At 69.7% G+C, this 11801-nt stretch carries 10 protein-coding genes and 1 pseudogene; 4 read left to right on the top strand and 7 right to left on the bottom strand.

The window, feature by feature from the left end; translation table 11 throughout:
* Positions 1 to 107 precede the first annotated feature (107 nt).
* Positions 108 to 959: pseudogene (locus tag ABT063_RS43145) on the top strand (right-handed parallel beta-helix repeat-containing protein); the annotation flags it as partial.
* A 135-nt stretch (positions 960 to 1094) separates the two neighbouring features.
* Here the strand turns inward: ABT063_RS43145 and ABT063_RS43140 are convergent.
* From ABT063_RS43140 to ABT063_RS43130, 3 genes are all read right to left on the bottom strand, one after another.
* The gene (locus tag ABT063_RS43140) at positions 1095 to 1925 is read right to left on the bottom strand and encodes a pectate lyase (protein WP_351066430.1); all 831 of its coding nucleotides are present in this window, start codon (positions 1923 to 1925) and stop codon (positions 1095 to 1097) included.
* Between the two features lie 84 nt (positions 1926 to 2009).
* A complete protein-coding gene (locus tag ABT063_RS43135; protein WP_351066429.1) occupies positions 2010 to 2858 on the bottom strand; it encodes a hypothetical protein in 849 nt (282 codons plus the stop codon).
* A complete protein-coding gene (locus ABT063_RS43130; protein ID WP_351066428.1) occupies positions 2855 to 3418 on the bottom strand; it encodes a SigE family RNA polymerase sigma factor in 564 nt (187 codons plus the stop codon). Before ABT063_RS43130 ends, ABT063_RS43135 begins: the two co-directional genes overlap by 4 nt.
* Before the next feature lie 285 nt (positions 3419 to 3703).
* Between ABT063_RS43130 and ABT063_RS43125 the strand changes: the two genes are divergently transcribed.
* Positions 3704 to 5161, top strand: a complete 1458-nt coding sequence (locus ABT063_RS43125; protein WP_351066427.1) for an NCS2 family permease — start codon at positions 3704 to 3706, stop codon at positions 5159 to 5161.
* Between the two features lie 53 nt (positions 5162 to 5214).
* Here the strand turns inward: ABT063_RS43125 and ABT063_RS43120 are convergent, their stop codons facing one another.
* The 3 genes from ABT063_RS43120 to ABT063_RS43110 all read right to left on the bottom strand — a co-directional run bounded on the left by ABT063_RS43120 (position 5215) and on the right by ABT063_RS43110 (position 8006).
* Positions 5215 to 6663, bottom strand: coding sequence for a peptidoglycan D,D-transpeptidase FtsI family protein (locus tag ABT063_RS43120; RefSeq protein ID WP_351066426.1), 1449 nt, complete (start codon positions 6661 to 6663; stop codon positions 5215 to 5217).
* A 95-nt stretch (positions 6664 to 6758) separates the two neighbouring features.
* Complete coding sequence (locus ABT063_RS43115) at positions 6759 to 7229, bottom strand: GNAT family N-acetyltransferase (RefSeq protein ID WP_351066425.1); 471 nt, start codon at positions 7227 to 7229, stop codon at positions 6759 to 6761.
* A 3-nt stretch (positions 7230 to 7232) separates the two neighbouring features.
* Positions 7233 to 8006 (bottom strand): IclR family transcriptional regulator, encoded by a 774-nt coding sequence (locus ABT063_RS43110; RefSeq protein ID WP_095751788.1) that lies wholly within the window; start codon positions 8004 to 8006, stop codon positions 7233 to 7235.
* 146 nt (positions 8007 to 8152) lie between these two features.
* On the opposite strand from ABT063_RS43110, the gene ABT063_RS43105 reads away from it, so the two are divergent.
* Both ABT063_RS43105 and ABT063_RS43100 read left to right on the top strand, forming a co-directional pair.
* Positions 8153 to 9682 (top strand): aldehyde dehydrogenase (NADP(+)), encoded by a 1530-nt coding sequence (locus tag ABT063_RS43105; protein WP_351066424.1) that lies wholly within the window; start codon positions 8153 to 8155, stop codon positions 9680 to 9682.
* A 106-nt stretch (positions 9683 to 9788) separates the two neighbouring features.
* Entirely contained in the window at positions 9789 to 10397 is a 609-nt protein-coding gene (locus ABT063_RS43100; protein WP_351066423.1) for a DUF1349 domain-containing protein, read from the top strand.
* Here the strand turns inward: ABT063_RS43100 and ABT063_RS43095 are convergent.
* Positions 10357 to 11748 carry an MFS transporter gene (locus ABT063_RS43095; RefSeq protein ID WP_351066422.1) on the bottom strand — a complete coding sequence of 464 codons (1392 nt, stop codon included), beginning with the start codon at positions 11746 to 11748 and terminating at the stop codon, positions 10357 to 10359. The genes ABT063_RS43100 and ABT063_RS43095 overlap by 41 nt on opposite strands.
* Between the last annotated feature and the right edge of the window lie 53 nt (positions 11749 to 11801).

Here is an 11801-nt window from a genome sequence, read left to right as displayed (position 1 = left end):
GTCGGCAACCTTTCCGGCCAGTGGCGGCGACCTGGTCTCAGAAACGGGCCGGGGCGGCCCCTCTGGCCCGTTTCGTCCTCCCCCGATGTCGACGAAAGGAACTTTCCGTGCGTCTAGGCACCGGACGCCACCGCAGGACGCGGACCCTCTCGATCGCCGCGGCGGTGGCCGTCGCCTCGGGGGCGAGCGGCGTCTACCTCGGTCTCACCGAGGACGGCGCCCGGGCCGTCTCCACGACGGTCACGGTGTCCACCACCGCGCAGCTGGAGTCGGCCGTCAAGAACGCGACCGCCGGCACCACGGTCCAGGTCCGCGGCGGGACGTACCACCCGACGGCCACTCTCAAGTCCACGGCGGACGGCACGGGTTCGGCCCGGATCACGCTGCGGGCGTACGGCGGCGAGAAGGTGAGGATCGACGGCTCCAGGCTGCCGGACGGCTCCTGGCTGGCCGGGATCCACGGCGACTACTGGACCGTGCAGAACCTCACCTTCCAGAACGCGCCGGCGCAGGGGTTCGTCGCCACGTCGTCCGTGGGCGGAGTCTTCAAGAACCTCGTCACGGCGGACAACGGCGACTCCGGGTTCACCCTGCGCGGCGACGGTACGACGAACAACCTCGTGCAGAACCTGGACAGTCACGGCAACTACGACCCGGCCGAGCATGGGCAGAACGCCGACGGGATCGCCATCAAGTTCGGCTCGGGTGTCGGCAACGTCGTGGATGGCGCGCGCCTGCACAACAACTCGGACGACGGCCTCGACCTCTGGCAGTTCTCGACGCCCGTCACCATCAAGAACTCGTCGGCCTTCGGCAACGGCAGGAACCGGTGGGGGGACCCGGCGTTCGAGGGCAGCGGCAACGGGTTCGAGTTGGGTGGTGGAGGGGCCTCGGTGGCGCACAAGGTGGAGAACAGCGCCGCTTGGGACAACAGGCGGCAGGGGTTCATCGATACAGCCCCGCGCCCCTGAGGGGCGCGAACGCCCCCGCCGGTCGTCACCGGCGGGGGCGTTCTCGTTACCGGTCGAGAGGGGGCTCGACCAGTGTTTCCGGCGGGCCCAAAGGGGGGCTTTCGGCCGGCCGGAGTTCGGAGGTCAGCCGTAGCTGATGTCGGAGCTCTTGAACTTGCACGTCTTGCCGTCGGGGCCCGTGCCCAGCTCCGTGGGCTCCTTGCCGGAGTTGTTGCCCTTGAAGCGGACGCAGGTCTTGGTCTTCTTCTTGCTGTCGCCGTGGATACGGATCTTCGACAGCGTGGCGGTGTCCCCGTAGTTGGCGTTGACGCCGACGATCGCCTTCAGCGGCGCCGTCACGTCGATGTCGCTCAGCACGATCGTACGCTTGTGCTGCGTCTTGCAGTTGCCGCAGGAGCGGACCAGCTTGCCCGAGTTGTGGACCTGGAAGCCGCTCACGGTCAGCTTGCCGGCGCCGTTGAACTGGAGCACCTTGTCGGCGCCGTTCTTCGCGCCACCGCCGATGACCTTGTAGACGGCCGACGACGACTTGCCCTTGAAGCTGGCTGCGTCCTCGCCGACGTCCAGCCACCACACGTTCTGCAGCGTGCAACTGCCCTTGCAGTGGACGCCGTCCGCGCCCGGGGTGCCGATGATCACGTTCTTGAGTAACGCGCCGTCGGCCAGCTCGAAGACCGGGTCCTGGCCCTCCTCCTGGCCGCTGCCGCCTAACGCGCCGGAGCCGTAGAACTTCTGGAGCTTGCCGTCGTACGTGCCGGACACCTTGATCGTCGACGAGACGGCCTTGCTGCCCTTGGCGGCCGGCCACGACGAGGCCGCGCCCGCGGAGGACAGCATCGTCGTGGTGACGATCGCCGCTCCGGTGATGCCGAGAGCGGAGGCTCCGGCGATCGCCGCCCGCCGCCTGGTGACCCGGCAGCGGTGGCGGACGCGCTGTTCAGCTCGTGCAGTCATGCCCATTTCCTTGCGTGGGAGAGGAACCTTGCGTTTCCTGGTCGCCACTGGTGAGGAAAGGGTTGCCGCGTCTCCTGAGTTTCTTTACGAATCCCCGTCGTCGGAGGAGTCGTTGTCGTCGCGCGCCGCGAAGTCGCCCTTCACGGCCGCCTGTTCGGACCCCGCGGCCGCCGACGCCGTGTAGGTGTCGTCCTTCGCGTCCCGGCCGCCGCGCTGGTGGTTGTACTGCCCGGCGAACACCCACTCGCCCTTGGGGACCGTACGGCCCTCCTTGAGCACCCAGGTGTAGACGAGGAAGCCGTCCCGCTCGCCGACCGTCAGCGTGAAGTCGTCCTCGGGCAGCGACCGCCAGGCACCGGCGTTGGTGACACCGCCGGTCTGCGCGACTCTCAACTCGACGGTGAGGGAGGTGAGTTGTTCGGAGGTCTTGAGGGTGATGTTGCTCTGCGCCCAGAAGTCGTTGCTGTGCGGGTCCACCGAGCCGTCCGACCACAGCGGACCGTCCTCGGTGCCGGAGGCCGGCGGCGCCGCGGTGACCGACGTACTCGGCGTCCGCGCGGGGGGCTTGCTCGGCTCGGGCTCCTGGGTGCTCGGCTTCGGGTCCACGGGCGGCTCGGGCGCGCGGCTCGTCGGGTCCGGCGACGGAGTGGGCGTCGCCGTGACCGCGACTTTCTGCGGGGGAACCTCGTCCTTCACCGCGGAGGCGACCGCGTAGCCGCCGACCCCGAGCACGCCCGCGACCGCGGCCGTGGCGCTCACCACCCGCACCCAGCCGAACACCGGCGGACGGGTCGCCCGATGGTCGGGGCGGGTCTGTTCGGTCATACCGCGCTCGATCCGCGCCAGGATGCGCGCGCGGTCGGGCTCGTGCGCCCCGGCCGCCTCGTGCAGCCGGGCGCGCAACTCGTCGTGCACGTCCCGCCGCATGGTCATCGGCCCCTTCCGGCGTCGCCGGTGCGCGCCATCGCGGCGTGCACCTTCTGCGGAGCTGCCTGTGTCCCGAGCAACCGCTGCAGTTCGGCCATCCCCTTGGAAGTCTGGCTCTTCACCGTACCGACCGAGACGCCGAGGGCGAGCGCTGTGTCCTTCTCCGAGAGGTCGAAGGCGTGCCGCAGCACCACGCAGGCGCGCTTGCGGAACGGAAGTCTACGCAACGCCCCCTGGACGTCGACCACCCCCGCCACGTCCGGGTTCTCGGCCTTCTCCTCGCGCTGCGACCAGAACAGCGCGACGCGCCGCCGCTCACGTACCGCGCTGCGGATCCGGGTACGGGCCAGATTGGCCACGACCCCCCGCGCGTACGCCGCCGGATGGTCGGCCGCGCGCACCCGGTCCCAGCGGTGCCACAGGGCCAGCAACGCGTCCGCCGCCAGGTCGTCGGCGGCGTCCGCCTCGCCCGTCAGCAGATGGGCGAGGCGGGACAGTTCGGCGTAGTGGCGCTCGAAGAAGGCGTGGAATTCCACGGAGGCGGCGTCGTCGACGACTGTGCCCACGGGCGACCTCTCCTCACGGCGACTCGGGCGCCCCCCGGCGCCTGCGTGTGTCATGTGACTGACATGTGATCATCCGGGGGTGGCCCGGACGAGATCCGGAAGCGTAGCAGTGATGGACTGCTTGGTTCGTACGGGTCTTCGAACACTGTCTGGAGGTCCGACGCTCACAGTCTGGAGGGTCGACGCCGATTCCGTAACACGGAGAAAACCTGAAACAGGTTCAACGAGGGAACAATCCAGCCAGCATCCGCACACCGATCATTCAGGCACCGAGGAGCAGCAGTCATGTCCGAATCGCAGAAGGTGGCCGACCGGTCAAGTGCCCCGCCACCAGCGGCGAACAGCGTCGACCGGTTCTTCAAGATCTCCGCGCGGGGATCCACCTTCGGCCGTGAGATACGCGGCGGCTTCGCCACGTTCTTCACGATGGCCTACATCCTTGTCCTGAATCCCATCATCCTCGGCAGCGCGAAGGACAAGTTCGGCCAGCAACTGGACCCCGTCCAACTGACCACCGCCACCGCCCTGGTGGCCGCCGTCATGACCGTCATCATGGGCGTGGGCGGCAACCTGCCCCTCGCGCTCGCCGCCGGCCTCGGATTGAATGCGGTCGTCGCCTTCCAGATCGCCCCGCAGATGAGCTGGGACGACGCGATGGGCCTGGTCGTCCTGGAGGGCCTGCTGATCTGTGCGTTGGTGGTGACCGGGCTGCGCGAGGCGGTCATGCACGCCATTCCGCAGCCCCTCAAGCAGGCGATCAGCGTCGGCATCGGCCTGTTCATCGCCTTCATCGGCTTCGTCGACGCCGGGTTCGTCACCCGGATCCCGGACATCGCGAACACCACCGTCCCGGTCCAGCTCGGCGGCACCGGCACCCTCGCGGGGTGGCCGATTCTCGTGTTCTGCCTCGGCGTTCTGCTGACGATCGGACTGCTCGCCCGCAAGGTCAAGGGTGCCATCCTGATCAGCATCGTGACCATGACGATCGTCGCGATGATCATCAACTCGATCGCCGACATCAAGGCCTGGGGCCTGACCACGCCCGAGTGGCCCGGCAAGGTGGTCGACACGCCCGACTTCGGGCTGATCGGTCACTTCAGCCTGTTCGGTGCCTTCGACGCGCCCGGTGTCGGCGTCGTCACCGTCGTCCTGCTGATCTTCACGCTGATCCTGTCCGACTTCTTCGACACCATGGGCACGGTGGTCGGCATCAGCGCGGAGGCCGGACTCCTCGACGAGGAGGGCAAGGTGCCCAACCTCGGCCGCGTGCTGCTCATCGACGGTGCCGCGGCGGTCGCGGGCGGCGCGGCCTCGTCCTCCTCCGCCACCTCCTACATCGAGTCGGCGGCGGGTGTGGGTGAGGGCTCGCGCACCGGCTTCTCCAACCTGGTCACGGGTGGCCTCTTCGCCCTCGCCCTGTTCCTGACCCCGCTGCTCACCATCGTCCCGCTCCAGGCGGCCGCCCCGGCCCTGGTCGCCGTCGGCTTCCTGATGATGACCCAGGTCAAGCACATCGACTGGGACAAGTACGAGATCGCCATCCCGGCGTTCCTGACCATCGCCGTGATGCCGTTCACGTACTCCATCACCAACGGCATCGGTGCCGGCTTCCTCGCCTACGTGGTGATCAAGACGGTCCTCGGCAAGGCCAAGGAGATCCACTGGCTGCTGTGGGCGACCTCGGCGCTGTTCCTGGTGTACTTCGCGATCGACCCGATCGAGCAGATCCTGGGCGCCAAGTGAGGTCCGGGGGACAGCTCCTGTACAGCTCCTGTCGGGGCTGTCCCCCCCCGTGCCTAGTTCAGCGCCGCCTCCATCACGGCCTTGGCCACCGGTGCGGCCAGCCCGTTACCGCTGACCTCGGAACGGGCCGCGTCCGACTGCTCCACGATCACCGCCACGGCGGCCTCCTTGCCGGTCGCGTCGGACTTGCCGTACGAGGTGAACCAGGCGTACGGCGTCTCGCTGTTGTTCTCACCGTGCTGGGCCGTACCGGTCTTGCCGCCCACCGTCACGCCGGAGATCTGCGCGTTCGTGCCGGTGCCCTTCTCGACCACCGTCCGCATCGCCGACTGCAGCTGCTCGGCCGTGGAGGAGCTGACGATCTCCTTCGTCGAGGTGTTGTCGTCGTAGTTCTCCAGGACGTCACCGCCGCTGTCGGTGATCTGCGACACCATGTGCGGCGAGACCAGCTTGCCGCCGTTGGCTATGGCCGCCGACACCATGGCCATCTGCAACGGGGTCGCCGTGACGTCGAACTGGCCGATGCCCGTCAGGGCCGTCTGCGCCTCGTCCATGTCCTTCGGGTACACGCTCTCGTACGCCCGCACCGGCACGTCCTGCGTCGCGTCGTTGAAGCCGAACTTCTCCGCCATCGCCCTGACCTTGTCCTGGCCCAGGTCGACGGCCATCTTCGCGAAGACGTTGTTGCAGGAGTACTGCAGGGCCACCCGGATCGAGGCGTTCTCGCAGGGGGCCGACGGGTTCTCGTTCGACAGCACGTCGGTCGACAGCGGCAGCTTGTACGGGTCCGGGCTGTCCGTCCTTACGTCCACCGAGGAGTACAGGCCGTCCTCCAGCGCGGCAGCCGCGACGACCAGCTTGAACGTCGAGCCCGGCGGCAGCGGCTGGCGCAGCGCGCGGTTCGTCATCGGCTTGTCGGGGTCCTTGGTCAGCTGTGACCAGGCGTCGGTGTCGCCCGTGCTGATCGTCGACGGGTCGTACGACGGCGTGGAGACGACCGCGAGGATCTTGCCGGTGGCCGGGTCGATCGCCACGGCGGCTCCCTGCTTGTCGCCGAGCGCGTCGTACGCCGCCTTCTGCGTGGCCGGGTCGATCGTCGTGATCACGTCGCCCGGGTCGGCGCGCTTGTTGGTGACCGTGTCCAGCACGGTCTTCAGCCGGTTGTCCGTCCCGTCGAGCAGGTCCTGGTAGACGCCCTCCATTTGGGTCGCGCCGTACACCTGCGAGCTGTAGCCGGTGACCGCCGCGTACAGACTGCCGTCCGTGTACGTCCGTTTGTACTTGAGGTCGCCGCTCGTCGTGTGCGCCGAGCCGGTGACCGACTTTCCGCCCACGACGATGTTGCCGAGCGGCTCGCTGTACAGCTCGATCGCGTTGCGCCGGTTGTTCTTGTTGTCCGCGAGCGCTGTGCCGTCGTAGAACTGCACCCAGGTCGCCCTGATCAGCAGAGCGAACACCAGCAGCAGCGTGAAGACGGAAGCGCGCCTGATCGTCTTGTTCATCCCGCTCGGAAAGACGATCGAGGGCGGGCGGAGCGTTCCCTTCCGCCGGATTTCTCATCGGGTGTTCATGTGCGCGGCCTTCAGGGTGACGGACGTCACTCCTCCAGCGTCAGCACGACCTCGTCGATCTCCTCGTCCCGGGCCTGGGCATACCCCCGGGCCCGCACGCTCGCCCGGAAGCCGCACTTCTCCAGCACGCGCAGCGACCCCTCGTTGTCCGCGGCGGCACGGGCGTACAGCGGGCGTTCCGGCACCTCGGCCAGCAGGTCGCGCAGCGCGGCGGTGGCGATGCCCCGGCCCCAGTACGCGCGGTCGATCCAGTACGTCACCTCGCGCTCGCCCGGCTCCCCGTACACCGCCGCGCTGCCCACCACATCACCGTCCGCCAGGACGGTCCGCGCGACGGCGTCCGAGGAACGGATCCGTTTCCAGAGTGCGTCGAAGGCGTGCCAGTCGGCGGGATCCTTCGCGGTGAAGGCCGCCATGCGGAGGGCCTCCGGATCGTTCATCTGCCGGAAGAAGACCGGCAGGTCGCTGTCGTGGACCTCGCGGATCGCGACTTCCATCCTTCAGAGCCTCCGGGTGGCGAGTGTGAGGCGGTCTCGGGCGTCGAACAACGCGTCCTTCACCATCTGTTCGTGCGCGGGCGTGAGCCGCGCCACCGGTACCGAGCAGCTGATCGCGTCGCGGGCCGGCGTGCGGTAGGGGATCGCCACGCCGAAGCAGCGCAGCCCCAGCGTGTTCTCCTCGCGGTCGACCGCGAAGCCCTGCTCCCGCACCTGGTGCAGCTCCTCGATGAGCTTTTCCCGGTCGGTGATGGTGTTCTCGGTCAGGGCGGGCAGCGTCTCGGGCAGCATCTTGCGGACCTGCTCGTCCGTGTAGGTGCTCAGCAGCGCCTTGCCGAGGGAGGTGGAGTGCGCCGGGAGGCGGCGGCCGACCCGGGTGAAGGGGCGCAGGTAGTGCTGCGACTGGCGGGTGGCCAGGTAGACGACGTTCGTGCCGTCCAGGCGGGCCAGGTGGATCGTCTCCGTCGTGTCGTCCGACAGCCGGTCCAGCGTCGGCCGGGCCGCCGCGACCACCTCGTCGCCGTCGATGTACGAGGTGCCGACGAGCAGGGCCCGTACGCCGATGCCGTACCGCGTGCCCGTCGCGTCCGTCTCCACCCAGCCCAGCTCCACGAGCGTGCGCAGCAGCATGTACAGGCTGGACTTGGGGTACCCGACGGCCTCCTGGACCGCCGCGAGGGAGTGCATACCGGGGCGTCCGGCGAAGTATTCGAGCAGTTCAACCGTCCGTACCGCGGACTTGACCTGCGCCCCGCCGCCTGTCTCGGCTGCCGACATCGCCCTTGACCCCTTCGTTCGACGGGAAATAGTCTCCAACAGCATATTCATCATCAGAGACAGCGTTCAGTATATCGAACGACCCTGGTGGATGACCTGGAACACTGAGCAATACAAGCAGCAACACATATGTGGAGGGACCCGCGGTGGCAGCAGCACCAGTCTGGAGTGTCGACCCCCGAACCGGGAAGCAGCGTGAACAGGTTGCGGTGGAAGCCACAGCCCAGGAGGTCGACGCCGCCGTCCGCGCCGCGCACGACGCGCGCGGCTCGCTCACCGACCGCGCGGTCCGCTCGGCCTTCCTGCGCGGCGCCGCCGACGGCCTGGAGGCGGCCAAGGACCAGCTCGTCGAGGCCGCCGACGCCGAGACCGCGCTCGGCCCGGTCCGGCTGACCGGCGAGCTCGCCCGCACCTGCTACCAGCTGCGGGCCTTCGCGGACATCGTCGACGAGGGCGCCTTCCTCGACGTCGTGATCAACCACCCCGACGACACCGCGACCCCGCCGATCCCGGACCTGCGCCGCTACAAGGTGCCCCTGGGCGTCGTCGCCGTCTACTCGGCCTCGAACTTCCCCTTCGCCTTCTCGGTCGCCGGCGGTGACACCGCGAGCGCGCTCGCAGCGGGCTGCCCGGTCGTGGTCAAGGCCCACCCCGACCACCCGGCCCTGTCCGAACTGGTCGCCGCGGTGCTGCGGCGGGCCGCCGGTGAGCACGGCGTCCCCGAGGGCGTCGTGGGCCTCGTCCACGGCTTCGAGGCGGGCATCGAGCTGATCAGGCACCCGTTGGTCTCCGCCGCGGGCTTCACCGGCTCCATCCGGGGCGGACGCGCCCTCTTCGACGCGGCCGCGGCCCGTCCGGTGCCGATTCCGTTCCACGGCGAGCTGGGGTCGCTGAACCCCGTCGTCGTCACGGAGGCGGCGGCGGCCGAGCGGGCGGAGACGATCGGTGCCGGTCTGGCCGGCTCGATGACGCTGGGCGTCGGGCAGTTCTGTGTGAAGCCGGGCCTGGTGCTGGTGCCGTCCGGCGCGGCGGGCGACGGTCTGGTCAAGTCGCTCACGGACGCCGTCAGCAACACCGGCTCCGGTGTACTGCTCGACCACCGCATGCGGGACAACTTCGTCGCCGGGATCGCCGAGCGCGTCGAGCTGCCGGAGGTCGAGTCGCCGGTGACGCCGGGGGCGGGCGGCGAGCACACGGTGAGCGCGGGCTTCCTGACCGTGCCGGCCGGCAAGCTGGCGCGGGAAGGGGAGCACGACCTGCTGCTGGAGGAGTGCTTCGGGCCGGTGACCGTGGTCGCCCGCTACGAGGACGACGCCGAGGCGCGGGCCGTGCTGTCGCGGCTGCCGGGGAATCTCACGGCGACGGTTCAGCTGTCCGCGGAGGAGGCGGCGGGTGAGGGGCGCGGCGCCGAGCTTCTCGCCGAGCTGACGCCGCTTGCCGGGCGTGTGCTGGTGAATGGGTGGCCGACGGGTGTTGCTGTGGCTCCGGCCCAGCATCACGGGGGGCCTTACCCGGCTACGACGTCGACGTCGACCTCTGTTGGTGGGACGGCGATTGAACGGTGGCTGCGGCCGGTTGCGTATCAGAATGCGCCGGAGGCGCTGCTGCCGGCGGAGCTTCGGGATGAGAATCCACTGGCGCTTCCTCGCCGGTTCAACGGGCGTTTGGAACGGTAACGCCGTAGGGGGCGCGGTCGTTTGCGGACTGCGGGACCGTCGTGGCTGGTCGCGCAGTTCCCCGCGCCCCTGAAGTAACCCGAACCTGGCGGGAGATGCTTGCTTGATGGACGTGGAACTTTCCGAACTCCCTTTCCCCCTGCGCACTTACGGGCCCGACGGCAACTGGTCCTACGAGGGCGGAGTCCTCACCGGATGGGCCGGGCCCCGGCAGGATCGGTTTGTGCCGCCCACCGGTGAGGCCCTCGACCCCGCCTCCGACGCACCGCGTCTCCTGGGCGCCCCCGAAGGGGACTTCCAGCTGATCGCCCGCGTCACCGTCGGGTTCGCCGGGGCCTTCGACGCCGGGGTTCTCTACGTCCATGTGGGCGAGCGGGCCTGGGCCAAGTTGTGTCTGGAGTACTCCCCGGATGTGCCCACCGTCTGCACGGTGGTCACCCGGGGGCACTCCGACGACGCCAACTCCTTCACCGTGGAGGGGAGTTCGGTATGGCTGCGGGTGAGTCGCACCGGGCGGGCCTTCGCCTTCCACGCCTCCCGTGACGGCCGGCGGTGGACCTTCGTCCGGCTCTTCACGCTGGGGGACGAGAAGGAGAGCGACGCCGCCCTGGTCGGCTTCATGGCGCAGTCGCCGATGGGGGAGGGGTGCGTGGTGACGTACGACCACCTCGAGTTCAGGCCGAGTTGGCCGAAGGACCTGCGAGACGGAAGCTGAGGAGGCCCGTCAGCGCGAGCAGGGCCGCGCTGATCACCAGGCTCAGCCGCATCCCCGCCACGAAACCGTCGGAGACCAGCGCCCCGAAGACGGCGATGCCCAGCGCTCCGGCCGTCTGCCGCGCCGAGTTGAGGACGCCCGCCGCCACGCCCGCCCGCTCGGCGGGCACGGCGTCCATCATCGCCGCGGTCAGCGGCGGCACCGTCAGCGCGCAGCCCAGCGCCATGGGGACGAGGAGCAGGGCCAGCAGTACGGGAGGCGTGCCGGCATCGGCGTACAACAGGACGAGCAGTCCTACGACGGCCAGGCCCTGCCCCACCACCATGGGCAACCGCGCGCCGTAGCGCCCCGCGAGCTTGCCCGCCACCACGTTCGTCACCGCGATCAGCCCGGTCATCGGCAGGAACATGAGCCCCGCGTAGAGCGCGGAACGGCCCTGGACCTGCTGGAAGAAGAGCGAGAAGACGAACACCATGCTGTAGAAGGCCACGCTGACCGCCGCTCCCGCCGCGACCGCCACGGCCACGGTCCGGTTCCGGAAGAGGTCGAGGGGGACGACCGGGTGGAGCCCGCGTGCCTCGACCCGGAGGAACACGACGGCCGCGACGACGGCCACCGCCAGCGCCGCCCATCCCGGCGTCCCGCCCTCGATCACCGCGAACGTCAGGGCCGTCAGGGCCACCACCGCCGTCACCTGGCCCGGCAGGTCCAGCGGTGCCGGGCGGCGCGGTGAGCGCGGGGCCCGGACGAGCAGCGCCAGGATCACCGCGCCCAGCGGCAGATTGACGAAGAAGATCCCGCGCCAGTCCCAGGCCGTGGTCAGCGCGCCGCCCACCACCGGACCCAGCGCCACCGCCGCCGAACCGCCCGCCGCCCAGGCGGCCACCGCACGGGCCCGCCGGGCCGGATCGGTGTACGCCTGCCGCACCAGCGCCAGCGATGCCGGGAGCACGACGGCCGCCGCCGCGCCCTGCACCACCCGCGCGCCGATCAGAGTCGGCAGGTTCGGCGCCAGCCCGCAGGCCGCGGAGGCGAGCGCGAACATCGTGGTGCCGATCGCGTACGCCCGGCTCGCCCCCGCCCGGTCCGCGAAGGCCCCCGTGGACAGCATCAGTGCCGCGAACGGGAGGGTGTAGGCGTCCACCACCCACTGCAGGCCGGACATGCCGGCGCCGAAGGAGGAACCGATCGCGGGCAGGGCCACGTTCACCACGGACGCGTCGAGGCAGATCAGCGCGAAGCCGAGGAGGGCGGCGGCGAGGGTGAGGACGGGGGAGGGCGGCCTCTCGCTGACCAACTCGCTCTCCGCAGAGGTGAGTTGAGGGCCCTTCAGCATCTCGTTCGTTGACATGCTCCCATGCTGCGGATCTTCTCCGTCGTACAGTAGTGGCCGGAATGCCACGC

The organism is Streptomyces sp. NPDC002838 (assembly GCF_040295365.1).
Classification (GTDB): Bacteria; Actinomycetota; Actinomycetes; order Streptomycetales; family Streptomycetaceae; genus Streptomyces.
Note: the sequence above shows the minus strand (reverse complement) of the source record. Positions and strands in the feature narration are given on the sequence as shown.